This is a genomic window from Streptomyces sp. NPDC051104 (genome assembly GCF_040682835.1).
In the GTDB taxonomy this organism is placed as follows: domain Bacteria; phylum Actinomycetota; class Actinomycetes; order Streptomycetales; family Streptomycetaceae; genus Streptomyces; species Streptomyces cynarae.
In genome coordinates, this window is record NZ_JBFBBS010000003.1 from 193,660 (window position 1) to 216,156 (window position 22,497).

General features: G+C 71.0%; 25 protein-coding genes and 1 tRNA gene. 9 read left to right on the forward strand and 17 right to left on the reverse strand.

What is annotated here, in order from left to right:
* Positions 1-195: 195 nt before the first annotated feature.
* Entirely contained in the window at positions 196-615 is a 420-nt protein-coding gene (locus tag AB0N14_RS07520; protein ID WP_366024875.1) for a MarR family winged helix-turn-helix transcriptional regulator, read from the reverse strand.
* Between the two features lie 71 nt (positions 616-686).
* Between AB0N14_RS07520 and AB0N14_RS07525 the strand changes: the two genes are divergently transcribed.
* On the forward strand, positions 687-1,484 hold the full coding sequence (locus AB0N14_RS07525) for an alpha/beta hydrolase (RefSeq protein ID WP_366024755.1): 798 nt from the start codon (positions 687-689) through the stop codon (positions 1,482-1,484).
* A 31-nt stretch (positions 1,485-1,515) separates the two neighbouring features.
* On the opposite strand, the gene AB0N14_RS07530 is transcribed toward AB0N14_RS07525, so the two are convergent.
* The 3 genes from AB0N14_RS07530 to AB0N14_RS07540 form a co-directional block, all read right to left on the reverse strand.
* Positions 1,516-1,989, reverse strand: a complete 474-nt coding sequence (locus AB0N14_RS07530; RefSeq protein WP_366024756.1) for a carboxymuconolactone decarboxylase family protein — start codon at positions 1,987-1,989, stop codon at positions 1,516-1,518.
* Between the two features lie 338 nt (positions 1,990-2,327).
* Positions 2,328-2,765, reverse strand: coding sequence for a DUF2267 domain-containing protein (locus AB0N14_RS07535; protein WP_366024876.1), 438 nt, complete (start codon positions 2,763-2,765; stop codon positions 2,328-2,330).
* Between the two features lie 186 nt (positions 2,766-2,951).
* Entirely contained in the window at positions 2,952-3,374 is a 423-nt protein-coding gene (locus tag AB0N14_RS07540; protein WP_263230152.1) for an Hsp20/alpha crystallin family protein, read from the reverse strand.
* A gap of 279 nt (positions 3,375-3,653) precedes the next feature.
* Between AB0N14_RS07540 and AB0N14_RS07545 the strand changes: the two genes are divergently transcribed.
* Positions 3,654-3,956, forward strand: a complete 303-nt coding sequence (locus AB0N14_RS07545; RefSeq protein WP_366024757.1) for a hypothetical protein — start codon at positions 3,654-3,656, stop codon at positions 3,954-3,956.
* A gap of 93 nt (positions 3,957-4,049) precedes the next feature.
* Here the strand turns inward: AB0N14_RS07545 and AB0N14_RS07550 are convergent, their stop codons facing one another.
* From AB0N14_RS07550 to AB0N14_RS07560, 3 genes are all read right to left on the reverse strand, one after another.
* Positions 4,050-4,511 carry a hypothetical protein gene (locus tag AB0N14_RS07550; RefSeq protein ID WP_366024758.1) on the reverse strand — a complete coding sequence of 154 codons (462 nt, stop codon included), beginning with the start codon at positions 4,509-4,511 and terminating at the stop codon, positions 4,050-4,052.
* 85 nt (positions 4,512-4,596) lie between these two features.
* A complete protein-coding gene (locus AB0N14_RS07555) occupies positions 4,597-6,075 on the reverse strand; it encodes an MFS transporter (protein ID WP_366024759.1) in 1,479 nt (492 codons plus the stop codon).
* Between the two features lie 65 nt (positions 6,076-6,140).
* Positions 6,141-7,478, reverse strand: a complete 1,338-nt coding sequence (locus AB0N14_RS07560) for a DUF445 domain-containing protein (RefSeq protein ID WP_366024760.1) — start codon at positions 7,476-7,478, stop codon at positions 6,141-6,143.
* 244 nt (positions 7,479-7,722) lie between these two features.
* Between AB0N14_RS07560 and AB0N14_RS07565 the strand changes: the two genes are divergently transcribed.
* Positions 7,723-9,054, forward strand: a complete 1,332-nt coding sequence (locus AB0N14_RS07565; protein WP_366024761.1) for an SGNH/GDSL hydrolase family protein — start codon at positions 7,723-7,725, stop codon at positions 9,052-9,054.
* Positions 9,055-9,274: 220 nt separating this feature from the next.
* Here AB0N14_RS07565 and AB0N14_RS07570 read toward each other — a convergent pair whose 3' ends face one another.
* From AB0N14_RS07570 to AB0N14_RS07585, 4 genes are read right to left on the reverse strand one after another with little or no spacing between them, the layout of a single operon-like run.
* Positions 9,275-10,180 (reverse strand): DUF1707 domain-containing protein, encoded by a 906-nt coding sequence (locus tag AB0N14_RS07570; RefSeq protein ID WP_366024762.1) that lies wholly within the window; start codon positions 10,178-10,180, stop codon positions 9,275-9,277.
* Positions 10,181-10,190: 10 nt separating this feature from the next.
* Positions 10,191-11,249, reverse strand: coding sequence for an ABC transporter ATP-binding protein (locus tag AB0N14_RS07575; protein WP_366024763.1), 1,059 nt, complete (start codon positions 11,247-11,249; stop codon positions 10,191-10,193).
* A 9-nt stretch (positions 11,250-11,258) separates the two neighbouring features.
* Positions 11,259-12,062 (reverse strand): ABC transporter permease, encoded by an 804-nt coding sequence (locus AB0N14_RS07580; protein WP_366024877.1) that lies wholly within the window; start codon positions 12,060-12,062, stop codon positions 11,259-11,261.
* A 58-nt stretch (positions 12,063-12,120) separates the two neighbouring features.
* Complete coding sequence (locus AB0N14_RS07585; protein ID WP_366024764.1) at positions 12,121-12,921, reverse strand: ABC-2 family transporter protein; 801 nt, start codon at positions 12,919-12,921, stop codon at positions 12,121-12,123.
* 202 nt (positions 12,922-13,123) lie between these two features.
* On the opposite strand from AB0N14_RS07585, the gene AB0N14_RS07590 reads away from it, so the two are divergent.
* On the forward strand, positions 13,124-15,580 hold the full coding sequence (locus tag AB0N14_RS07590; protein WP_366024765.1) for a transglycosylase domain-containing protein: 2,457 nt from the start codon (positions 13,124-13,126) through the stop codon (positions 15,578-15,580).
* An 81-nt stretch (positions 15,581-15,661) separates the two neighbouring features.
* Here the strand turns inward: AB0N14_RS07590 and bcp are convergent, their stop codons facing one another.
* Positions 15,662-16,129, reverse strand: a complete 468-nt coding sequence (gene bcp / locus AB0N14_RS07595; protein WP_366024766.1) for a thioredoxin-dependent thiol peroxidase — start codon at positions 16,127-16,129, stop codon at positions 15,662-15,664.
* 181 nt (positions 16,130-16,310) lie between these two features.
* On the opposite strand from bcp, the gene AB0N14_RS07600 reads away from it, so the two are divergent.
* The 3 genes from AB0N14_RS07600 to AB0N14_RS07610 all read left to right on the forward strand — a co-directional run bounded on the left by AB0N14_RS07600 (position 16,311) and on the right by AB0N14_RS07610 (position 17,325).
* Positions 16,311-16,649 carry a DUF3618 domain-containing protein gene (locus AB0N14_RS07600; RefSeq protein ID WP_366024767.1) on the forward strand — a complete coding sequence of 113 codons (339 nt, stop codon included), beginning with the start codon at positions 16,311-16,313 and terminating at the stop codon, positions 16,647-16,649.
* Between the two features lie 43 nt (positions 16,650-16,692).
* Positions 16,693-17,034, forward strand: coding sequence for a co-chaperone GroES (locus AB0N14_RS07605; protein ID WP_366024768.1), 342 nt, complete (start codon positions 16,693-16,695; stop codon positions 17,032-17,034).
* A gap of 206 nt (positions 17,035-17,240) precedes the next feature.
* Positions 17,241-17,325 (forward strand) — tRNA-Leu (locus AB0N14_RS07610).
* A gap of 65 nt (positions 17,326-17,390) precedes the next feature.
* On the opposite strand, the gene rdgB is transcribed toward AB0N14_RS07610, so the two are convergent.
* The 3 genes from rdgB to rph form a co-directional block, all read right to left on the reverse strand.
* Positions 17,391-17,993, reverse strand: a complete 603-nt coding sequence (rdgB, locus tag AB0N14_RS07615) for an RdgB/HAM1 family non-canonical purine NTP pyrophosphatase (RefSeq protein ID WP_366024769.1) — start codon at positions 17,991-17,993, stop codon at positions 17,391-17,393.
* 49 nt (positions 17,994-18,042) lie between these two features.
* Positions 18,043-18,444 carry a hypothetical protein gene (locus AB0N14_RS07620; RefSeq protein WP_366024770.1) on the reverse strand — a complete coding sequence of 134 codons (402 nt, stop codon included), beginning with the start codon at positions 18,442-18,444 and terminating at the stop codon, positions 18,043-18,045.
* A gap of 92 nt (positions 18,445-18,536) precedes the next feature.
* Positions 18,537-19,268, reverse strand: a complete 732-nt coding sequence (gene rph, locus AB0N14_RS07625; protein WP_366024771.1) for a ribonuclease PH — start codon at positions 19,266-19,268, stop codon at positions 18,537-18,539.
* 59 nt (positions 19,269-19,327) lie between these two features.
* Here rph and AB0N14_RS07630 point away from each other — a divergent pair, with 59 nt between their 5' ends.
* Positions 19,328-19,807, forward strand: a complete 480-nt coding sequence (locus AB0N14_RS07630) for a substrate-binding domain-containing protein (protein WP_366024772.1) — start codon at positions 19,328-19,330, stop codon at positions 19,805-19,807.
* A 120-nt stretch (positions 19,808-19,927) separates the two neighbouring features.
* Here the strand turns inward: AB0N14_RS07630 and AB0N14_RS07635 are convergent, their stop codons facing one another.
* Positions 19,928-20,161, reverse strand: a complete 234-nt coding sequence (locus AB0N14_RS07635; protein WP_046730543.1) for a glucose PTS transporter subunit EIIB — start codon at positions 20,159-20,161, stop codon at positions 19,928-19,930.
* Positions 20,162-20,447: 286 nt separating this feature from the next.
* On the opposite strand from AB0N14_RS07635, the gene AB0N14_RS07640 reads away from it, so the two are divergent.
* Positions 20,448-21,701 (forward strand): PTS transporter subunit EIIC, encoded by a 1,254-nt coding sequence (locus tag AB0N14_RS07640; protein WP_366024773.1) that lies wholly within the window; start codon positions 20,448-20,450, stop codon positions 21,699-21,701.
* On the opposite strand, the gene AB0N14_RS07645 is transcribed toward AB0N14_RS07640, so the two are convergent.
* Positions 21,608-22,492 carry a BPL-N domain-containing protein gene (locus AB0N14_RS07645; RefSeq protein WP_366024774.1) on the reverse strand — a complete coding sequence of 295 codons (885 nt, stop codon included), beginning with the start codon at positions 22,490-22,492 and terminating at the stop codon, positions 21,608-21,610. The two genes, AB0N14_RS07640 and AB0N14_RS07645, sit on opposite strands and share 94 nt — an antisense overlap.
* Positions 22,493-22,497: the final 5 nt, after the last annotated feature.

A 22,497-nucleotide genomic window follows, 5' to 3' on the forward strand; every position in this document is an offset into this window, starting at 1 on the left:
TTGGGGGCCGGACGCCCTGGCTGGACTTGTGCGAGGCGCCGGTGAGGAGGGGAAGGGCAGATGCCGGCGGTCGGGGTGGAGCGCCGCGCATGACCGGTCAGGGGCCGGTTCGGGGGTGTTTTCAACCCCGCCGAGCCGGGTTTTTCACGGAGTTGGGAACGCTGCCGAACACGGCCGCCAGGTTTCCTTGTGGAGTTACGCGTCCTCTTCGCCGTTGAGGCGCTGGAGCAGGCCGAGCAGCGCCTCCCGGTCCGCGTCCGACAGCGTGGCGAAGCACCCGGCCAGTACCTCGTCGGCGACCTTGCCTCCCCTCGTCAGGACCTGTTCGCCGGCAGGTGTCAGGTGGTGTTCGATGCGGCGGCCGCGGCCCGGGCGGCGCTCGATCAGGCCCTGGGTGGTCAGGCGGGTCGCGAGCGTGCCGAAAGCCTGTTCGGTCTGGAAGGTGGTCGCGGCCAGTTCGCGGGCCGACGCCCCGGGAGAGCGGCCGATCGCCCGCAGGGCGTCCCACTGGGCGAGCGTCGTCCCGACGGCCGCGAGGGCGCCGTCGAGCGCCCGGTGCTGCCGGTACTGGGCTTGTTTGACCGCCCTGCCGAGGGCTTGCAGGTCACCGTGCATGGAGTGCATGGAGAAAGTCTACGCGCTGACTAAGCTAGCTTAAATAAAGATGCTTAGTTACTGTGGTGGGTATGCAGACAGACATCACAGCGGTCGTCCACGACGACCTGCCCCTCACCTTGTCGGAAGCCGGCCACGGCAGGCCGGTCCTGGTCCTGCACGGCGGTGGAGGCCCGGCCACGGTCGCGGAGCTCGCCGAGCGCCTCTCCCGGGTCGCGCACACCCTCACGCCCGTGCACCCCGGCTGGGACGGCACCCACCGCCCCGGGTGGCTCACCGGCGTCGACGACCTGGCCCTGGCCTATCTGCACCTGCTCAGCGACCGGCAGCTGGACGACGTCCTGGTCATCGGGTCGTCGCTCGGCGGCTGGATCGCCGCGGAGACGGCCGTGCGCGACACGGCCGGGATCATCAGCGGCCTCGTCCTGATCGACGCCGTCGGCGTGCACATCGAGAACGAGCCGATGACCGACTTCTTCGCCCTCGACGCCCGCGGCGTCGCCGAGCACTCCTGGCACGACCCGGACCGCCACCACGTCGACCCGGCCGGCATCCCGTCCGACCAACTCGCCGTCCGGCAGGCCAACATGGCCACCCTGCGCACCCTGGCCGGCGACCCCTACATGCACGACCCCAAACTGCTGCGCCGCTTGGGCCGCGTCCGGGTTCCCGCCCTCCTGCTCTGGGGCGAGAGCGACCGCATCGTCACCCCCGCCTACGGCGCCGCCTACGCCGAGGCCTTCGGCGACGGCCGGCTCGAGGTCATCCCGAAGGCGGGCCACCTGCCGCACATCGAACAGCCGGACGCCACCTTCGCGCACATCGCCGCCCACATGGAGGGGCGGGCGCCGCTCGTCGCGCACGAGTGACACCCGCCCCTCCGGGCCGTACATCCAGGCGTCAGCCGAACATGCCCGGCCGGTAGTCCCCCGCCGGCTGCTGGACGATGACGTTCAGACGGTTGTAGGCGTTGATCAGGGCGATCAGGGACACGAGGGCCGCGAGCTGGTCCTCGTCGTAGTACTTGGCGGCGTTCGCCCACGCCTCGTCGCTGACGCCGCCGGCCGCGTCCGCGATGCGGGTGCCCTGCTCTGCCAGCTCCAGGGCGGCGCGCTCCGCGTCGGTGAAGACCGTGGCCTCGCGCCAGGCGGCGATCAGGTTGAGGCGGACGGAGGTCTCCCCGGCGTGGGCGGCGTCCTTGGTGTGCATGTCGGCGCAGAAGCCGCAGCCGTTGATCTGGCTGGCGCGGATCTTCACCAGCTCCTGCGTCGCGGCCGGGAGGGCCGAGTCCGACACGACTTTGCCCGCGGAGTTGATGTGCTTCAGGAACTTGGCCGCGATCGGGTTGCCGAAGAGGTTGAGACGGGCGTCCATGGTGATCTCCCCATACCTTGCTGTGTCGATGGTTACGCAACAAGGACAGGACGACCCGGTGCGGATGTGACATGCGAGCGGCCAGGATCGGTGTGATGTGCGTCACCCACCGATCTTCAGGAACGCGCCGAGGGCCGCGTACAGGGCCGCGTGCAGGCGTTCCGGCTGGTCCGGCGTGGCTTCAGGGCGGTGGGCGCGCACATCGTGAGGGGGCGGTTCCCGCCGCGGGGCGAGGAGCCGGGCCACTCGGGGGCGCCGGTCCTCGCTCCGCGGTCAGGGAGTCGATCGCATGTGCGGCGGTGCGGTGTCACACCGCAGGAGCCAGTGGCGGTGCGGTGTCACACCGCAGGAGCCAGTTCCGCCTTTCCGAACAACAGCGCGAAGCCGGAGGGGAGTTGGCGGAGCAGACGAGTCGTCAGGTCGTCGCCCACCAGAGCGGGCAGCGTGCTGAGGACCGCGCTGACGTCCCAGCGTGCCGTCGCCGGTGTGGCGTTCTCGATACGGGTCGCCACCGCGTCCACGAACTCGGGCGCCGTCAGCGGCCGTGTCACCGGGATCTGCGACGCGATCAGGCGCGCCGCTTCCTCGGGGAGGCGGCGGGCCAGTTCCACGCGCTCGTCGCCGATCACATGTCCGCCGAGGGCGGAGAGCACGATACGGGTGATGCGCTCGGCCTCCTTGGTGGTCGTGTACTGGCCGGATTCCTGCACCGCGTCGACCAGCCGGGACCAGTCGGGCCGGGTCGTCGCCTCCACCGCGCTCGGCGCGTCCACCATGATTGCCGTATCGATCGCGCCCATCGTCGCCGCTCCGGTCGCCGCCGCTCTCGTCGTGGTCGTACTCATCGTGCGGGTACTCCTCCGTTTCGCTTCCCCACCCGGTCCCCTCCCGGGTACCCGGTTGTCGTCGCCCGTCCCGTGGGCGTTTTCGGACACGGGACGGGCGCTTTTTTGCCACGGACGTCAGCTGCTGAGCTGCTTGCGCTTGTCGCCGCCCGTGATCTGGATGCGGCGCGGCTTGGCCTCCTCGGCGACGGGGATGCGGAGGGTGAGGACGCCGGCGTCGTACGAGGCGTCGATGCGCTCCGTGTCCAGGGTGTCGCCCAGGAACAGCTGACGGGTGAAGGTTCCGGTGGGGCGCTCGGTCACGACCATGTCGGCGCCTTCGGGGGCCGGGGAGCGGCGCTCGGCGCGGACGTTGAGGACGTGGCGTTCGACGTCCAGGTCGATCGACTCGGGGTCGACGCCGGGGAGGTCGAAGTGGACGACGAGTTCGTCACCGGAACGGTAGGCGTCCATCTGCATCGCCGCGGGGCGGGCGGTGCTGCCGAAGACCTGCTGCGTGAGCCGGTCGAGCTCGCGGAACGGGTCGGTGCGCATGAGCATCACAGGTCACTCCCTTCGTGAGGCGCTGCTGTGCGATGCCCTTTCCGACTTCTTATATAGCGCGGAGGCAGAAAGTTGACAAGCTTCGACTCAATGCGCCGGAAGGGTGGTGTTTGCACAGGTGGGGGCGGGGGCGTGGGGTGAGGGCATGACCGACGTGACGGGGCGTGCGGGAAGACGGTGGCGGCGCGCCGGGCGCGCACCCCGCGCCGTGGCGCGCCCGCGCGCGGGGTTAGCCTCGATCGATCACACACACGCACCATCAGGAGGCACGCAACGATGGCGAAGGTTCCCACAGCTCTGGTCGCCGCGAGCGGGCTCGTCGGCGGGTACGGGGTCGCCCGCTGGACCGGGAAGCGGCAGCTGGGCGGGGCCGTACTGTCCGTCGCGGGCGCCGCGGCGGCGCAGCAGTGGCGGCGGCAGGCCGGGGGTGTGGCGGCCGGGGCGTTGACCGCCGCGTACGTCGCCGCGTTCGCCGGGTCGCACCCGCTGGCCAAGAAGGTGGGGGCGTGGCCGTCGGTGTTCGGGGTCGCCGGGGCCGTCGCGCTGGCGTCCTGGGCCGTGGCCGACCGGCGCGGCTAGGAAAGGCCGACGGGCTCGCTCGGTCGGCCTGAAGAGCACTGTTCCTCACAACCGGCCACATCCGAAAGGCAGGCCCTGCCGAGCCCCACCCCGTCACAACGGATTCGTGAGCGTCAGCTCCTCCCCCTCCTTCGCCCACTCCCCCCGGAACGCCCGCGCCACCCCTGCCGCGACCAGTACCCCGGCCGCGATCAGCAGCGTGAAGAAACCCCAGGCCAGGGGCCACAGGGAGGCGTCCGGGCCCGGGTGGGCGCGCAGGGAGACGTGCATCAGCGTGGCCGGGGGTGCCGCCACCAGCAGCAGGGGCCAGCCGAGGTCGTCCCAGTGGCCGAAGTAGGCCGCGAGGAGCAGCAGGGCCAGCACGAGGAAGAGGACGCCGACGACCGTCACGGGGGTCGTCTCCTCGGCGACCCCGGCGGCCGAGGGGCGGTTGCGCAGGTCCCACGGCAGGCACAGGAGGTACGCCCCGGCCGCGAGCGCGGCGCCGAGCAGGCGGATCAGCCAGCGCTCGGGCCAGGGGCGCGCTCGCATGGGGCGGAACAGCTTCTCGGTCATGCGTACGAGGGTGGCCGCGGAGCGGCGGGGTCGGGAGAGTACGGATACTCAGATCCTCACCGCTACGCGGCCACCGGGGCCGCCCCTACGGCGTCGCCTGCGCCCCTCGCGTCGTCGTCGCCGCCGTCAGCGGCGGGGCGATGTCCTCCAGGGAGCGCCGTTCCGCCCGTACCGCGAGCAGGGCCGCGACCAGGCCCGCCGCGCACATCACGGCCGCGCCGATCTGGAAGGCGAGGACCGTGTCGGCGACCTTGCCGGTGCCGGTGAGGTCCGCGAACAGGATCGGGCCGCTGATACCGCCGGCCGCGGTGCCGATCGCGTAGAAGAAGGCGATGGACATGGCCCTGGTCTCCATCGGGAACACCTCGGAGACCGTCAGGTAGGCGCTGGAGGCGCCCGCCGAGGCGAAGAACAGCACCGCGCACCAGCAGGCCGTCAGCGTGCCCGCGCTCAGCGAGCCCTGGTCGAACAGCCAGGCCGTGCCGAACAGCAGCACGCCGGAGATCAGATACGTCGAGGAGATCATCACTCGGCGGCCGACCGTGTCGAACAGCTTGCCGAGCAGCAGCGGGCCCATGAAGTTGCCGATCGCGATGACGGCGAAGTAGTAGCCGGTGTGGTCGGCGGGCACGTCGTAGAACTTGGTCAGGATCGCGCCGAAGCCGAACGTGATCGCGTTGTAGAGGAACGCCTGGCCGATGAAGAGGGAGAAGCCCAGCACGGAGCGCCTGCGGTAGTCGTGGAAGACCGTGCGGGCGATGGTGGCGAAGCCGATGCTCTCGCGCTGGTGGATGGTGATCGTGCCCTCGGGCTCCGGAAGCCGCTCCCCCCGCTCGTCCTCGATCCGCTGTTCGATGCCGGACACCACCTGTTCCGCTTCCTGTTCGCGGCCGTGGATCAGCAGCCAGCGCGGGCTCTCGGGGACGTGCCGCCGTACCAGCAGGATGACCAGGCCGAGGACGACGCCGAGGGCGAAGGTCAGCCGCCAGCCCACGTCCTTGGGCAGGATGGCGGTGTTCAGGGCGACGATCGACAGCAGCGCGCCGCCGACCGCTCCCACCCAGAAGCTGCCGTTGATGATCAGGTCGACCCGGCCGCGGTACTGCGCCGGGATCAGTTCGTCGATCGCGGAGTTGATGGCCGCGTACTCACCGCCGATGCCGAAGCCGGTCAGGAAGCGGAAGAGGAAGAACCACCAGGAGTTGAAGGACACCGCGGTCAGGGCGGTGGCGCCGAGATAGACCGCGAGAGTGATCATGAAAAGCTTCTTGCGGCCGAACCGGTCGGTCAGACGGCCCCAGAACAGGGCTCCTGAGCAGGCGCCCGCCACATACAGGGCGGCCGCCAGACCGGTGACCTGGCTCGAGCTGATCGCCAGGCCGCTGCCGGGCTCGGACAGACGGCCGGCGATGTTGCCGACGACCGTGACCTCCAGTCCGTCGAGGATCCACACCGTGCCGAGGCCGATCACGATCGTCCAGTGCCAGCGTGACCAGGGCAGACGGTCGAGACGGGCGGGTATGGCGGTGGTGACCGTGCCAGGGCGTGGCGCGGTGATCGACATGGCTCCCTCCTCACAGGCGCCGGGGGTGGCGCCGCATGCGCCCCGGGTTCCCGCGCCGGCGGCGCTTACGCCCCCAGCGCCCGCGACACCGTGTAGATCAGCAACCCGGCGAGCGAGCCCACCACCGTGCCGTTGATCCGGATGAACTGCAGGTCGCGGCCGATGTGCGCCTCGATCTTGCGGGTGGTGTGGCCGGCGTCCCAGCTCGCGACCGTGTCGGTGATCAGCGAGGTGATCTCCCTGCGGTAGGTGGTCACGACGTGCACCGCGGCACCCTCCACCCAGGAGTTCACCTTGCCCTGCGTCTTGGGCTCGGTGGCCATGCGGGCGCCCAGGGACAGCAGCGAGGACCGCACCCGGAGCCGCAGTTCGCTGCGCTCGTCCTCCGCCGCCGAGACGATCATGGAGCGCACGGCCGTCCAGGCGGAGGCGATCAGGTCCTGCACCTCGCCGCGGCCCAGCACCTCCCCCTTGAGCCGCTCCACGCGCGCCCGGGTGTCGGTGTCGGACTGCAGGTCGGAGGCGAAGTCGGCGAGGAACCGGTCGAGAGCGCCGCGCGCCGGGTGCGTGGGCGCGTCCCGCGTCTCGGTGACGAAGCGGAGCAGCTCCTTGTAGACCCGCTCGCCGACCTTCTTGTCCACGAAGCGGGGCGTCCAGCCGGGGGCGCCGCCCTGGACCGCGGCCATCACCTGGTCGTCGTGCAGGACGAGCCAGTCGTGGGCGCGGGCGCAGATCAGGTCCACGATCCGTCTGTGGCCGCCGTCCGCGACGACGCGCTCCAGCAGCTTGCCGAGCCCGGGCGCGATCTCCTGGGCGTCGGCGCGGCGGGTGATGGCCTCGCCGACCACCGCCTGGACGTCGGAGTCGCGCAGCACGGTGAGGGCCCCGCGCAGGGCTGTGGCCAGCTCCGCCGTCACCCGGTCGGCGTGCTCCGGATCGGCGAGCCAGGCGCCCAGACGGCTCGCTATGCCGACGGCGCTCAGCCGCTGCCGTACGACCTCCTCGGACAGGAAGTTCTCCCCGACGAACTCGCCGAGGGAGACCCCGAGCTGGTCCTTCTTGTTCGGGATGATCGCCGTGTGCGGGATCGGCAGGCCGAGCGGGTGACGGAAGAGGGCCGTGACCGCGAACCAGTCGGCGAGCGCGCCGACCATGCCCGCCTCGGCGGCCGCCGCCACATAACCCGCCCAGGGCCCCGCGCCCGAGTTCTGCGCCCATCTGGCCAGCGCGTACACGACCGCCACCAGCAGCAGCAGCCCGGTCGCCGTGCCCTTCATCCGGCGTACTCCCCGGCGCTTCTCCTCGTCGGCAGGGCTGAAGGACGTCATCGCCCGGCCGGCGGCGACGCCCGGGCCGGACGGCTGCCGCACCGTCACCTCGTCGTCCGTCTTCGTCCGTTCCATCCACTCCACCCGTCCGCGTCCCCCGTACACATTGTCCCTTCCCGACCGACTCATGGAACGGAACAGGAGTTCCCGACGTCTTGTCCGGAGAGGGAAGATTCGGGGGCTTTCCGTGGTTACGTCGGGGGTTTCCCCCAGGGGGCCGGCCCAGGGCCGCGCCGGTTCCCTTACGCCCCATGACCATCATGGGACTGATCATTTACGGAGCCTCGGGCTCCGCTTGCCCTAGGAGACAACGCACCGCATGACCAGGAAACACGGTTATGCCCTGCTGGCGGCTGTCCTGACGATGGTTCTGACCGTCTCGGCCGCCATATACATCGGCGTCGCGGCCGGTGACGGCAGCCGCCGCAGCACTCTCGCCGCCGGCCGGCCGACCCCGCCGAACGCCGCCGAACCCGCCTCCACCGGCGTCTGGGTGGGCGCCTGGGCGGCCTCGCCGTCCGGCGCCGAGCCCGGCACCCGGGCGACCGGGATGGCGGGCAGGTCCGTCCGCAACGTCGTACACGCCGGCGTCGGCGGGACGAGTGCCCGCATCACGCTGTCCAATCTCTACGGCGCGCAGTCGCTGAGCATCACGCACGCCTCGATCGCCCTCGCCGCCGCGGACGACACCGCCCGGGTGGCCGACGGCAGCATGCGCCGGCTCACCTTCGGCGGCCTCCCCTCGGTCGTCGTCGCCCCCGGCGGGCAGGTGGTCAGCGACGCCGTACGGATCGTCGTCCCGCGCGACACGGACGTGCTGGTGACCACCTACTCCCCCACCCCGTCCGGCCCGGTCACCTACCACCGGCACGCCCAGCAGGTCTCCTACGCGGCCCAGGGCGACCGCACCGAGGACACCAGCGGCGCCCCCTTCACCGTCCCGACCCTCTCCTGGCGCTATCTGACCGCGCTCGACCTGCTCGGCGACGAGGCGACGGGCACCGTCGTCGCGCTCGGCGACTCGATCACCGACGGCATCACCTCCACCGTGGGCGCCGACCGCCGCTGGACGGACGTGCTGTCCCAGCGGCTGCGCCGGGCGGCCGGATCGGGTGACGTGCCCCGCTACAGCGTGGTCAACGAGGGCATCAGCGGCAACGAGGTCCTGGTGAGCGGCGGAGGCCGGCCGGCCGACAACCCGAGCGGTCTGAGCCGCTTCGGCCGCGACGTGCTGGAGCGCACGAACGTCAAGGTCGTCGTCATCGACCTCGGCGTCAACGACATCCTGCACAACCCCGGCCAGGCCGACCCGGACCGGATCACCGCGGGGCTGCGCACCCTCGTCCATGAGGCCCACGCACGCGGCCTGAAGGTCGTCGGCGCGACGCTGATGCCGTTCAAGGGCCACCGCGCCTACCGGGCCGACCGCGAGCAGGTGCGCCAGGCCGTCAACGCACAGATCCGCTCCGGGACCGTGTTCGACGTGGTCGTCGACTTCGACCGGGCGCTGCGCGACCCGTACGACCCGCGCCGGCTGCGCTACGACTACGACTCGGACGACCACCTGCACCCCAGCGACAAGGGGTTCAGCAGGATGGCGGAGGTCCTCGACCTGACCTCCCTCAAGGGCGCCGCGCCCGCCGAGCTGTAACCCCGCTCACCGAGCCGTGGTCCCGCTCACCAGCCGCCGTGACGGCGCCGGTCGCGTCCCTCGCGCCGCGCCGCACGGCGCTCGCGGTGCTCCACGCTCCGCTCCTCATGCCACTCGCGCCGGGAACCGGGGCCCAAACGCCTCCGGGCATGAGGCGCCGGATCCCGGCGCGCGCCCCGCGCACCGGCACTCACCCGACGCCCGCGCAGGCGTAACCCGCTCACCAGCCGCCGTGACGGCGCCGGTCGCGTCCCTCGCGCCGCGCCGCACGGCGCTCGCGGTGCTCCTCCCGCCGCTCCTCGCGGCGTTCGCGCACCCAGTCGCGGTGCTCCTCGAGCGCCTTGTGGACGTCGAGCAGGCCCTCCAGGCCCTCACGGGGGGAGTTCTCCAGTTCCCCGCGACCGGCCCTGCGTTCCAGCTTCTCCTGGCGCCGCTGCTCCTTCAGCCGCTGCCGCTCGGCCTTGGTCAGCTTGCGCTCGACACCGACCCCGCCCCAGAACGCGAACCCGGTGATGACCACGCGCGGCGCGCCCGGCTCCCCCGGCACGCCCTCCTCACGGTGGTCGAAGCCGCCCATGATGCCGATGCCGCGTACGACCACCTCGACGCCGGGCGGCACGACGACGTTCATCCCGCCCATGATCGCGACGCAGTTGATCTCGACCTCGCGGTCCGTGAAGTCCGCCTCCCTGAGGTCGATCTCACCGCCGCCCCAGAAGGCGAAGCAGTTGAACCGTCTGGGCACCCGCCAGCGGCCCTTGCGCTGGAACCCGGACATCACGGCGACCGCCCACGTGGACGACCCCTCGCCACCGGTGATCCGCTCGGCCCAACGGCCGCTCTGCGCCGGTTCCTTGGTCAGGGACACGACCGGCGGCGTGGCACCCGCGACCGGCAGGTCCCGGGTGATCGGCGCCAGCTCGCGGTACGTCCGCGCCGTGTACGTCGCCTCCAGCCGCTCCTCGAACTCCTCCATGTCGAGACGGCCCTCCGCGAGGGCGTCCCTGAGGACCTCGGCGACTCGTTCGCGATCGGCGTCGGAGGCGCGCAGATCCGGTTCCGGGACCGGGGTGTGCGGCGCCGGCCGCTGCTCGTCGCTTCCCCCGTGAGACACAGCGTCGGTCATGGGCGTCAGCCTACGAGTTCGCGGCGTCCCGGACCACGCCGCGGCCCTCACCGGCCTCCTCCGCGTGCGTCTCGGCGTGCACCTCCGTGCGCTTCTCGGCGTACATCTCCGTGTGCTTCTCCGCGTACATCTTCGCGATCACCGCCTCGATGTCCGGCTCCCGCACCGACAGGTCCACCAGCGGATACTCCGCCGCGATCCGCGCCACCAGCGGCGCCGCCGACTGCGACGCCGGGAACGCGAGCCACTGCCGCGGCCCCTCCACCCGCACCACGCGCGCGGGCGGCGCCTGGATCGGCGGCAGCTCCCGCTCCAGGTCGACCACCAGGGTGCGTTCGCTGTCGCCGACCTCGTGCAACCCGGCGAGCGGGCCGTCGTACATCAGGCGGCCGTGGTCGATGACCATCACCCGGGAGCACAACTGCTCGATGTCCTGCAGGTCGTGCGTGGTCAGCAGCACCGTCGTACCGCGCTCGGCGTTCACCTCCCGCAGGAACTGCCGCACCCTCACCTTGGAGATGACGTCCAGCCCGATCGTCGGCTCGTCCAGGTACAGCACCTCGGGGTCGTGCAGCAGCGCCGCCGCGATGTCTCCGCGCATCCGCTGGCCCAGCGACAACTGCCGTACCGGCACGTCCAACAGAGCGCCCAGCTCGAGCAGTTCGACCAGGCGGTCGAGGTTCTCGCGGTAACGGGCGTCCGGGACGCGGTACATGCGGTGCATCAGACGGTAGGAGTCGACCAGCGGCAGGTCCCACCACAGGGTCGTACGCTGCCCGAAGACCACGCCGATGCGCTGCGCGAGCCGGGTCCGCTCCCGTGAGGGGTCGATGCCGGCGACCCGCAGTCGGCCGCCGCTCGGGGTCAGGATCCCGGTCAGCATCTTGATCGTGGTGGACTTCCCGGCGCCGTTCGGCCCGATGTAGCCGACCATCTCGCCGCGCGCCACGGTGAAGGAGATCGAGTCCACGGCCCGCACCTGCCGCCGCTCGCTCTTCAAAAACCCGGTCCTCTTGCGCACGTCGAAGACCTTCTCGACGCGGTCGAGTTCGATGAAGCCGCCGCTCATGATCCCCTCTCAGCTCCCCGTGCTCCGGTACGAACGCAGTCCCGCCCGCCACGCCAGCCCCGAGAGCGCACAGCAGCCCACCGCGACCAGCGGTGACGTGAAGGCGACCCAGGACGGCAGGTCGAGTGGATAGGGCCGCCCCAGCACGTACAGCGCGGGCAGCCAGTTGACGAAGGCGAGCGGCAGCACGAACGTCACCCCGCGCACCAGTTCCTTCGCGAACACGGTGGGCGGGTACTGCAGAAGCGTGGTGCCGCCGTACGTGAACGCGTTCTGCGCCTCGGAGGCGTCCTGCGCGACGAATTGGAAGGCCCCGCCCGCCACGAACACCGCGCAGAAGATCACCCCACCGCTCAGCAGCGTCAGCGGCACCATCAGCACCCTCAGCGGCGTCCACGAGACGTCCAGCACGGTGACGGCGTACCCGAGGACCAGCGCCCCCTGAGTGACCCGGCCGAGGCGACGCAGGGCGAAGCGGTCCGCTGCGACCTGTGCGAGCACCGGCGCCGGCCGCACCAGAAGCGTGTCCAGCGTGCCGTCGCGCACCCGCCGCCCCAGCCGGTCCATGGATCCGATCGCGAGGTCGGCGAGGCCGAAGGCGGTCGTGGACAGGCCGTACAGGAAGGCCACCTCGGGCAGGCCGTAGCCGCCGAGGCGGTCGACCCGCGAGAACATCAGCGTGATCGCGACGAAGTCGAGCGCCGTGCCGGCGAAATTGCCGAACGTCGTCATCAGGAAGGAGGCGCGGTAGGCCACGGTGGAACGGATCCACATGGCGGTGATCAGGAAGTAGGCACGCACCCCCTCGCGCACCCGGCCGTAGGCCTCCGCGCGCGCCGGGCCGTACGGCTCCGTGCCCCTGGACGCGGTGTCAGCCACCCTGGACCACCACCCGCCGGGTCGCCGCCGACTGCACCAGCCGCCCCACGGCCAGCAGCACCACCGCCCAGGCGCCCTGGAAAACGTAGGTGGGCAGGGGATCCGCCGTGCCGAGCAGCACGTCCAGGGGGGCCTGGAGCAGCGCCGACCAGGGCAGCACGCGCACGACCTCGCCGAGCGCGCCGGGGAAGACGTTCAGCGGCAGCAGCATGCCCGAGCAGAAGACCGCCAGCAGCCAGGACAGCTGGGCCACCCCCGCCCCGTCCAGCAGCCAGAACGCGGTCAGCGCCACGACGAACCGGATCGCGAAGCTCACCACCACCCCCAACCCGACCGCGACCAGGAAGGCCAGCCAGGTGAGCGGGCTCGTGGGCAGCGCGAGCGGGAACAGCAGCGCGCCCACCACCAGCGGCACCACGCCCCGGCCGAGCAGGTGGAACAGCGCCCGCCCCATGTCAGCGGCCAGCCACCACAGTTGGAGGTCGGCGGGCCGGTACAGGTCGATCGCGATGTCACCGGTGCGGATGCGTTCGATCAGCTCGTCCTCGAAGCCGCCGCCCATCGCCGAGACGGTCATCAGCAGCGCCTGCCCCGTCCACACGTACGTCAGCGCCTGGCTCTCGTCGTAACCCCCCAGGTGCGGCCGTTCGTGCCACAGGGCCAGATAGGTGTATGCCAAGATCAATCCGAAGACTGTGTTGGTGAACACCCCCGCCGCGGTCGCGGTCCGGTAGGTCGCGTACCTCCGGAAACCACCGGCGGCGACAGCGGCGTACAACCGCCCTGCCCCCACGGGAGTCCTCCCTTCGACGCGTTCCGGGCGAAGCGCAGGAGCCTAGCGCGCGGACGAAGTGGCGTACCACACGTTTTCCCGCGCGGAACGTCCCTCGTGCCGGGAACTGGAACGCAAGGTGCGACAGTCTTCATCAGGGGACGCAGATGGCGTACGAGGACGTACGGGAACGTACGACGCGAAACGGGAGTCCGGCACCACGATGAGCGACGAGCCACAGCCGCACAGGAGCAGCCAGGTCGTGGCGTCCGGAGAACCGCGGACGGCACCTGTCGCCGCCATCCCCGGCGGCGGCGCGAAGCGGCCGAAGCGCACGGGATGGCGCCGGCTGGTCCCCACCTGGAAGACGGTGCTCGGCACCCTCGTGGTGGGCCTGCTGCTCCTGGTCGGACTGTTCGCCCTCGGCTACTACACGGTCAACATCCCGGCGGCGAACGCGGCGGCCACCAAGCAGAGCAACGTCTACCTGTACGCCGACGGCAGCGAACTGGCCCGCGACGGCACCGTCAACCGTGAGAACGTCAAGCTCGCGCAGATCTCCAAGGCCGCCCAGCACGCCGCGCTCGCCGCCGAGGACCGCGACTTCTACACCGAGTCCGCCGTCGACCCCAAGGCGATGGTCCGCGCGGCCTGGAACACGGCCACCGGCAAGGGCAAGCAGTCCGGCTCGACGATCACCCAGCAGTACGTGAAGAACTACTACCTCGAGCAGCAGCAGACCGTCACCCGCAAGGTGAAGGAGTTCTTCATCGCGATCAAGCTGGACCGCGAGAAGAGCAAGGACGACATCCTCGAGGGCTACCTCAACACCAGCTACTTCGGCCGCAACGCCTACGGCATCCAGGCCGCCGCCCAGGCGTACTACGGCGTGGACGCCAAGGACCTCACGGTCGGCCAGGCCGCCTACCTCGCCGCCCTGCTCAACGCGCCCAGCGAGTACGACGTGATCGCCCACCCCGAGAACAAGGGCGCGGCCCTGGCCCGCTGGAACTACGTCCTCGACGGCATGGTCAAGAAGAACTGGCTGAGCGCCGCGGAACGCGGGAAGGTCACCTTCCCCGCGCCCCGCCAGCAGGTCAACGCGTCCGGCATGTCCGGGCAGCGCGGCTACCTGGTCCAGGCGATCAAGGACTACCTCGCCGGCAACAAGATCCTCGACGAGGACACCCTGGCCCGCGGCGGCTACCGCATCACCACCACGCTGGAGAAGTCCAAGCAGGACGCGTTCGTCAAGGCCGTCGACGACCAGGTGATGAGCAAGCTCGACAAGAAGAACAACAAGGTCGACCGGTACGTCCGCGCCGGCGGCGCCGCCATCGACCCGGCCACCGGCAAGGTCCTCGCGATGTACGGCGGCATCGACTACACCAAGCAGTACGTCAACAACGCGACCCGCCGCGACTACCAGGTCGGCTCCACGTTCAAGCCGTTCGTGTTCACCTCGGCGGTGGAGAACGGCTCCCGCACCCAGGACGGCGTCACCATCACCCCGAACACGGTGTACGACGGCACCGACAAGCGGCCCGTGCAGGGCTGGTCCGGCGGGGCGTACGCGCCGGAGAACGAGGACAACGTCTCCTACGGCCCGATCACCGTCCGCAAGGCCACGGACAAGTCCGTGAACGCCGTGTACGCGCAGATGGCGGTGGACGTCGGCCCGTCCAAGGTCAAGCAGACCGCGATCGACCTGGGCGTGCCCGCGAACACGCCCGACCTGCAGCCGTACCCGTCGATCGCGCTCGGCACGGCCACCGCGAGCGTCCTCGACATGACGCAGGCGTACGCGACGCTCGCCAATCACGGCAAGCACGGCGCGTACACGCTGGTCGAGAAGGTCACCAACGGCACGCAGGACATCGCGCTGCCGCAGCACTCCACGAAGCAGGCCGTCAGCCGGGAGGCGGCGGACACCACCACGTCGGTCCTGCAGAGCGTGGTCGACAACGGCACCGCGACCGCCGCGCAGGGCGCCGGCCGGCCCGCCGCCGGCAAGACCGGCACCGCGGAGGAGGACCAGGCGGCCTGGTTCGCGGGCTACACCCCCGACCTGGCCACCGTGATCGCGGTGATGGGCCAGGACCCGGACACCGGCAAGCACGAGTCGCTCTACGGCGCGATGGGCCTGCCCCGTATCAACGGCGGCGGCGCGCCCGCGCAGATCTGGGCGCAGTTCACCAAGGACGCGCTGCGGGGGCAGCCGGTGAAGAACTTCGACCTGCAGCTCCAGGCGGGCGCGGACCAGACGCTGGAGCCCCCGAGCACCGGGCCGACGGACCAGCAGCCCGGCACCACGGGCGACCAGTCGAACGGCGGCACGACGGGCGGCCAGTCCACCACCCCGGGCCAGGACCAGGGCCAGACCCAGGGGCAGACGACGGGCGGCACCCCGGGCACGGGCGGTACGACGACCGGCGGCACACCCGGCACGGGCGGTACGACCGGCGGCGGCACGACGGGGACGGGCGGCACCACGGGCGACGGCGGCACGACCGGCACCGGAGGCACCACGGGCGACGGCGGCACGACCGGCACCGGAGGCGCGACGGGTACGGGCGGCACGAGCGGCAGCGGGGGGACCACCGGGGACGGCGGCACCACGGGGAACGGCGGGACGACCAGCGGGGCAGGGGCGCTGAGCACGCAGGGCCGGAGGTCGTAGCGGCAGGGTCCTCGCCGTATGCGACGGCCCGCACCGGTGTGATCCGGTGCGGGCCGTTCGCATGCGTGGGAGGCGGGACGCTCAGATGCCCAGATCCTTGATGACCTTCGCCACGTGGCCCGTCGCCTTCACGTTGTACAGGGCGCGCTCGACCTTGCCGTCCTCGTCCACGATCACCGTGGAGCGGATGACGCCGACGACCGTCTTGCCGTACAGCTTCTTCTCGCCGAAAGCGCCGTACGCCTCCAGCACCTTCTTGTCGGGGTCGGCGAGGAGGGTGACCTTCAGGGACTCCTTCTCGCGGAACTTCGCGAGCTTCTCCGGCTTGTCCGGAGAGATCCCGATGACGTCGTAGCCGGCGCCCGCCAGCAGCTGAAGGTTGTCCGTGAAGTCGCACGCCTGCTTGGTGCAGCCGGGGGTGAGCGCCGCCGGGTAGAAGTACACGATGACCTTGCGGCCCTTGTGGTCGGCCAGGGAGGCCTCGTTGCCGTCGGCGTCCGGCAGGGTGAAGGCGGGGGCGGTGTCGCCGGGCTGGAGTCGCTCGCTCATCGGTACCTCACGGGGCAAGGGTCGGGTCACGCGGATCAACGGTTTACCGGACGAGCCTAATCTCCTTCGGACCCTCCACGGGGGTGCCGATGGGTGCCTTCGGCACGAAGCTGACAGACTGTCCAGCACAGAATCAGGAAATTGCGCGGAACACGTCGCACACGACCACGGAGGAAGCGCGGTGACGGACACGTCGAGCACACCGGACACCAGGACTCCGGCCGAGATCGAGGCGGACATCAAGCGCCGCCGCGAGACGCTGGCCGAGACGCTCGACGAGATCGGCGTCCGGGTGCACCCGAAGACGATCGTCGGGGACGCCAAGGCCAAGGTCGTCTCCAACATCGACCACACGTTCGGCCGGGCCTATGTGGGCGTCAACCGGGTCGTCAGCGAGGTCAAGGGCCAGCTGATCACGGAGGAGGGCGCGCCGCGGCTGGAGCGCATCGTGCCCGTGGCGCTGGTCGTGGTCGGCGTCGTGGGACTGTTCGCGCTGGGCTCCCGGCGGCGCAGGGCCTGACCCGGCCGCGCGCGAAGCCGTCGAAGGCAGGTAGGTTCAGGGCGTGAGCGAGAAGACCCACCACGACAAGTTGCCCATCCGGATGCTGCACGACCGCGTACTCGTGCGGCAGGAGACCGGCGAGGGCGAGCGCCGCTCCGGCGGCGGCATCCTCATCCCCGCGACCGCGGCCGTGGGCCGGCGCCTCGCCTGGGCCGAGGTCATCGCGGTCGGGCAGAACGTACGGACCGTGGAGCCGGGCGACCGGGTCCTGTTCGACCCGGAGGACCGGGCCGAGGTGGAGGTGCGCGGCATCGCGTACGTCCTGATGCGCGAACGCGACCTGCACGCCGTGGCGGCGGACCGCTTCGAGGGGGCGGAGGACTCCACGGGGCTGTACCTGTAGAGGGCGGCTGAGGGGGCCGGCGACACGCCGGTCGCCGGCCCCGTCGACGTCACCACGCCCTGTCGACGCATCCCGCCCACCCGAACTGCCATGCCCCGACGGCGACATGGCGTGGTGCGAAGGGTGGGGGGCCAGCGGGGCGTGCGGAGTCCCCCGTACACTGAACGGCACCGAGCGGCACAAGAAGGCGAAGTGTCTGTTTTGGGGCGGTCGTGGCGAAATAGGCGATACGCGCGGGTTTTAGGTGCCCGTGGGAGAAATCCCGTGTGGGTTCGAGTCCCACCGACCGCACATCGACATGCCATGACGAAAGGCCCGGTCCGAGCTCAGGGACCGGGCCTTTGGCGCAGCCCGCCTCAGCCCAGCAGTTCCCGCACCACCGGTGCCAGCGCCCGGAACGCCTTGCCGCGGTGGCTGATCGCGTTCTTCTCCTCGGGGGTCAGTTCGGCGCAGGTGCGGGTCTCGCCCTCCGGCTGGAGGACCGGGTCGTAGCCGAAGCCGTTCGTGCCGATGGGCTCGTGGCGCAGGGTGCCGCGGAGTTGGCCCTCGACCACCCGTTCCGTGCCGTCGGGGAGGGCCAGGGCTGCCGCGCAGGCGAAGTGGGCGCCGCGGTGGGTGTCGCCGATGTCCGCGAGCTGGGCCAGCAGCAGGTCCAGGTTCGCCTTGTCGTCGCCGTGCCGGCCCGCCCAGCGCGCGGAGAAGATGCCGGGCGCGCCGCCCAGGACGTCGACGCACAGGCCGGAGTCGTCCGCCACCGCCGGCAGGCCCGTGGCCTTGGCCAGGGCGTGGGCCTTGAGGAGGGCGTTCTCGGCGAAGGTGACGCCGGTTTCCCTGACGTCGGGGATGTCGGGGTAGGCGTCCGCGCCGACCAGGTCGTGCGGGAGGCCCGCTTCGGCGAGGATCGCCCGGAGTTCGGTGATCTTTCCGGCGTTGCGTGTGGCGAGGATCAGGCGGGTCATGGGACCAGTATCCGGGCACGGGTGGCACCCGCGGCGTCCGCCTGCCGCGCTAGGAGGACGTGCAGACCTTCGTCAGTTCGCCCGCCGCGTTCGTCACCGGGCTCACGTCGGGGGTCTTGTCGCCGTTCCTGATCGCGTCCCGGACGTTGGTGACCGCCGTGCGCAGGTCGTCGACCGCCTTGTTGACGTCGACGTTGTCCGTCTTGTCGCCGATCTTGTCGAGGTTCTTCTCGATGGAGTCGAGGGCCTCGTCCGTCTGCGTCGGGTCGTTCGCCGCGTTCTCGACGGCCTGCTGGAGGCCGGTGACGCTGTCGGCTATGGCGTCGGCGGTCTGGACGCAGTCGATGGCCTTGTTCACGGCGTCGCAGCCCGCGCTCGCGCCGACGGCGGCGAGGACGGCGACGGCCGCCAGAGCGGCGGTGGCGGTGCGTCGGCGGTGGCGCGCGGCCATGGAGCGGTTCCCTCTCCGTGGGGGGTGACGGTGGGGCGCGCGGTGTCGTCCGTGCGCCCCACCGGGGTCACTCCTGAAAACGCCGTAGCGCGCTACGCGGTTGCCTCCAGCGCCGCCCGCTGGATCGCCGTGAGCTGTTCGCAGCCCGCCATCGCGAGGTCGAGGAGGGCGTTCAGTTCCCCGCGGTCGAAGGGTGCCGCCTCCGCCGTGCCCTGGACCTCGACGAAGCGGCCGTCGCCGGTGCAGACGACGTTCATGTCGGTCTCCGCGCGGACGTCCTCCTCGTAGCAGAGGTCGAGGAGCGGCACGCCGGCCACGATGCCCACGGAGACGGCCGAGACGGTGCCGGTCAGCGGTTGCCGGGTGGCCTTGATGAGCTTCCTGCGCTGCGCCCAGGCGACGGCGTCGGCGAGCGCCACGTACGCGCCGGTGATCGCGGCGGTGCGGGTGCCGCCGTCGGCCTGGAGGACGTCGCAGTCGAGGACGACGGTGTTCTCGCCGAGCGACTTGGTGTCGACGACGGCGCGCAGGGAGCGGCCGATCAGGCGGCTGATCTCGTGCGTACGGCCGCCGATCCTGCCCTTGACCGACTCGCGGTCGCCGCGGGTGTTGGTGGAGCGGGGCAGCATGGCGTACTCCGCGGTGACCCAGCCCTCTCCGCTGCCCTTGCGCCAGCGCGGCACGCCTTCGGTGACGGAGGCGGTGCAGAGGACCTTCGTGTCACCGAAGGAGACGAGGACGGAGCCCTCGGCGTGCTTGCTCCAGCCGCGCTCGATGGTGACCGGGCGGAGCTGTTCGGGGGTGCGGCCGTCGATTCGAGACATGGCGCCGAGCCTATCCGCAACAGCCTGCGTCCCGTCCCCGGCCGGGCATGCCCGGCCGCATGCCCGGCCGGATCAGCGCAGGCGGCGAGAACCGCCGTCACTGGGGGACCGACGAGGAGTTCCTGCTCGTCGCGCCGCAGGCGCTGGCCCACACCATCGATCCCGAACGCCTGCGGTCGGCCCCGGCCGAGGCGCTGGCGCATGTGCCGCTGGTCGCCTACGCCGAGGAACTGCCCATCGTGCGCCGCTACTGGCGCACCGAGTTCGGACACCGCCCCTCCAACCCGGTGGTGATGATCGTCCCGGATCTGCGCGGCATTCTCGCCGCGGTCGCGGCCGGTGCCGGGATGTCCGTCCTGCCCCGCTACATCGCCGCCCCGGCCCTCGCCACGGGCGACGTGGTGCAACTGCACCAGCCCGAGCTGGCACCGCTCAACACCCTGTACCTCGCCACCCGGCGCGGCGCGCCCGCCAACCCCGCCACCACCGTGCTGCGCGACCGTCTCCAGCAAGCGGCCCGGGCGTGGAACGGCCTGTGAGGCCTGGCCGAACAGGCGCTCCGGGACACATGCTCTCCAGGTGCGTCAGGGGCTTCTCCCGAGATCGGGAGAAGCCCCTGGCCCCCTGCGTCGTACGTACTGGTGTGTGAGCCGGCGGGCTCACATCATGTCTTCGATCTCCGCGGCGATCGGGTCGGCGTCGGTGCCGATGACGACCTGGATGGCGGTGCCCATCTTGACGACGCCGTGGGCGCCGGCGGCCTTCAGGGCGGCGTCGTCGACCAGCGAGGCGTCGTGGACCTCGGTGCGGAGCCGGGTGATGCAGCCCTCGATCTCGTCGATGTTGTCGATGCCGCCGAGCCCGGCAACGATCTTCTCAGCCTTGCTGGCCATGTCCTTACTCCCTGAGCCGAACCGCTGTGTCGAAAACTGGTCTACACCACCCCGGGAACGCCCGCAAAGCGCCGGGCCAGAACACCGCGCCCGCCTACGTGGCCTTCATCACGAGTGCGGCATTTGCTCCCCGTCTGTCCGAGGCCGCAGAATTCATGGGTTCCTTATCCCGCCTTCACCGTGCTACAACAGGTCTACACCAGAGTGGTGTAGACCACACGGGGCTGTTTCACCCCGTTCCACTCCCCCTTCCCGTCCCCCGGCAGCCCCGGCACATGGAGGAAGTATGAGCACCGCCACCGCGACAACGGCGGCCCCCGCGAAGAAGCGGGGGTCCGGTCTGTTCCAGGGCCTGCAGAAGGTCGGCCGCAGCCTGCAGCTCCCGATCGCCGTGCTGCCGGCGGCGGGCATCCTGCTCCGGCTGGGGCAGCCCGACGTGTTCGGTGACGACGGACTCGGCTGGCACAGGGTCGCGTCCGTCTTCGCGACCGCGGGCGGCGCCGTCTTCGACAACCTGCCCCTGCTCTTCTGCGTCGGCGTCGCGATCGGCTTCGCCAAGAAGTCGGACGGCTCCACCGCGCTCGCGGCCCTGGTCGGCTTCCTCGTCTACAGCAACGTCCTCAAGGCGTTCCCGCTGACCGAGCAGCACATCGAGAACGGCAAGATAGTCGAGGCGACGTACAACAACCCGGGCGTCCTCGGCGGCATCCTCCTGGGTCTGCTGTCCGCCGTGCTGTGGCAGCGGTTCCACCGCACCAAGCTGGTGGACTGGCTCGGCTTCTTCAACGGCCGCCGGCTCGTCCCGATCATCATGGCGTTCGTCGGCACGCTCTTCGGCGTCTTCTTCGGGCTGGTCTGGAAGCCGATCGGTGACGGCATCTCCGACGTCGGCAAGTGGATCACCGGTCTCGGCGCCGTGGGCGCGGGTCTGTTCGGTCTGATCAACCGCGCGCTGATCCCGGTGGGCATGCACCAGTTCGTGAACGCCGTCTCCTGGTTCCAGATCGGCGACTACAAGAACTCCGCGGGCGTCATCGTGCACGGCGACCTGAACCGCTTCTTCGCCGGTGACCCGACCGCCGGACAGTTCATGTCGGGCTTCTTCCCGATCATGATGTTCGGTCTGCCGGCCGCCGCGCTCGCCATCGCGCACACCGCCCGCCCCGAGCGCCGCAAGGCCGTCATGGGTCTGATGCTCTCGGTCGCGCTGACGTCGTTCGTCACCGGTGTCACCGAGCCGATCGAGTTCTCGTTCATGTTCATCGCGCCGGTGCTGTACGGGATCCACGCGGTCCTCACCGCGCTGTCCATGGCGATCACCTGGGCGCTCGGCGTCCACGCCGGCTTCACGTTCTCGGCCGGTGCGATCGACTACCTCCTGAACTGGCACCTCGCCACCAGGCCCTGGCTGATCATCCCGATCGGCCTGGTCTTCGCGGCGATCTACTACTTCGTCTTCCGGTTCGCCATCATCAAGTTCAACCTCACCACCCCGGGCCGCGAGCCCGAGGAGGAGGTCGAGGACCTCACCAAGGCGTAGCCGCCCACAGTCCCAGGAGGGCCCCGGAACCGTGTGGGATGCTGTTGGTTTAACCAACAGCATCCCGTGTGGTTCCGGGGCCCTCTTCCGTACGTCAGCGCTTCCAGTGCAGCGCCCACCAGGTCCACCGCCAGGTCCCGGGTGTCGTGGACCGGAAGGCCGTTGTCCGTGTACCAGTCGGCCGTGGCCTCCGGGTGCGGGCCCGTGACCGCCACGCGGCCGGCGCCGAAGCGGGTCACCAGTGCGGCGGGCAGCCCGTTGGTGTAGGTGGCCAGGACCCGCGTGTCCGCGGCCGCGGCGGTCTCGTCGAGCACGAAGTACGGGCCGTCCTGGAAGAACACGGTCCGGGGCCGGCCCCGCCACACCACCCCGACCAGCGTGTCGCTCTCGTCATGGACCGTGCGCCCCGCAGAGGAGATGTACTGGTCGGTGTCCCCGGGCAGCAGCCCGAACCCGGGTGTCGCCCCGGCCAGATAGCCGCCCAGGCAGAAGCCCACGTACCGCCCGCCGCCCCGGACGAAGTCGCGGATCGCGTCGCGTTGCCGCCGCAGCTTGCGGTAGGCGCGGGAGAGCGTGCCGCCGCCCGGCTGGGCGTACACCAGGGCCCCGGACAGCGACTCGGCCGACAGCGGCAGCGCCTCCCGCGGCCCGGTGAAGCGGACGTCCAGGTTCCAGGGGCCGGCGGCGAGCAGGTCCGCGACCGCCTCCGGGCACCCGGGCAGCGTGGCCGGCCCTCGGTAGACGAGCGCGAGCGGGCGCCCTCCGGCACCGGACGCCTCGGCGTGTGCCATGCCTT

Excerpts from the sequence above, each read along its gene's own strand:
- AB0N14_RS07525 (WP_366024755.1), top strand. The coding sequence starts at position 687 with ATGCAGACAGACATCACAGCGGTCGTCCACGACGACCTGCCCCTCACC.
- AB0N14_RS07560 (WP_366024760.1), bottom strand. The coding sequence starts at position 7,478 with ATGGAACGGACGAAGACGGACGACGAGGTGACGGTGCGGCAGCCGTCC.
- AB0N14_RS07590 (WP_366024765.1), top strand. The coding sequence starts at position 13,124 with ATGAGCGACGAGCCACAGCCGCACAGGAGCAGCCAGGTCGTGGCGTCC.
- AB0N14_RS07520 (WP_366024875.1), bottom strand. The coding sequence starts at position 615 with ATGCACGGTGACCTGCAAGCCCTCGGCAGGGCGGTCAAACAAGCCCAG.
- AB0N14_RS07540 (WP_263230152.1), bottom strand. The coding sequence starts at position 3,374 with ATGCTCATGCGCACCGACCCGTTCCGCGAGCTCGACCGGCTCACGCAG.
- AB0N14_RS07550 (WP_366024758.1), bottom strand. The coding sequence starts at position 4,511 with ATGACCGAGAAGCTGTTCCGCCCCATGCGAGCGCGCCCCTGGCCCGAG.
- AB0N14_RS07570 (WP_366024762.1), bottom strand. The coding sequence starts at position 10,180 with ATGACCGACGCTGTGTCTCACGGGGGAAGCGACGAGCAGCGGCCGGCG.
- AB0N14_RS07630 (WP_366024772.1), top strand. The coding sequence starts at position 19,328 with ATGCCCGGCCGGATCAGCGCAGGCGGCGAGAACCGCCGTCACTGGGGG.
- bcp (WP_366024766.1), bottom strand. The coding sequence starts at position 16,129 with ATGAGCGAGCGACTCCAGCCCGGCGACACCGCCCCCGCCTTCACCCTG.
- AB0N14_RS07635 (WP_046730543.1), bottom strand. The coding sequence starts at position 20,161 with ATGGCCAGCAAGGCTGAGAAGATCGTTGCCGGGCTCGGCGGCATCGAC.
- AB0N14_RS07555 (WP_366024759.1), bottom strand. The coding sequence starts at position 6,075 with ATGTCGATCACCGCGCCACGCCCTGGCACGGTCACCACCGCCATACCC.
- rph (WP_366024771.1), bottom strand. The coding sequence starts at position 19,268 with ATGTCTCGAATCGACGGCCGCACCCCCGAACAGCTCCGCCCGGTCACC.
- AB0N14_RS07545 (WP_366024757.1), top strand. The coding sequence starts at position 3,654 with ATGGCGAAGGTTCCCACAGCTCTGGTCGCCGCGAGCGGGCTCGTCGGC.
- AB0N14_RS07565 (WP_366024761.1), top strand. The coding sequence starts at position 7,723 with ATGACCAGGAAACACGGTTATGCCCTGCTGGCGGCTGTCCTGACGATG.
- AB0N14_RS07530 (WP_366024756.1), bottom strand. The coding sequence starts at position 1,989 with ATGGACGCCCGTCTCAACCTCTTCGGCAACCCGATCGCGGCCAAGTTC.
- AB0N14_RS07645 (WP_366024774.1), bottom strand. The coding sequence starts at position 22,492 with ATGGCACACGCCGAGGCGTCCGGTGCCGGAGGGCGCCCGCTCGCGCTC.
- AB0N14_RS07640 (WP_366024773.1), top strand. The coding sequence starts at position 20,448 with ATGAGCACCGCCACCGCGACAACGGCGGCCCCCGCGAAGAAGCGGGGG.
- AB0N14_RS07535 (WP_366024876.1), bottom strand. The coding sequence starts at position 2,765 with ATGGTGGACGCGCCGAGCGCGGTGGAGGCGACGACCCGGCCCGACTGG.
- AB0N14_RS07620 (WP_366024770.1), bottom strand. The coding sequence starts at position 18,444 with ATGGCCGCGCGCCACCGCCGACGCACCGCCACCGCCGCTCTGGCGGCC.
- AB0N14_RS07575 (WP_366024763.1), bottom strand. The coding sequence starts at position 11,249 with ATGAGCGGCGGCTTCATCGAACTCGACCGCGTCGAGAAGGTCTTCGAC.
- rdgB (WP_366024769.1), bottom strand. The coding sequence starts at position 17,993 with ATGACCCGCCTGATCCTCGCCACACGCAACGCCGGAAAGATCACCGAA.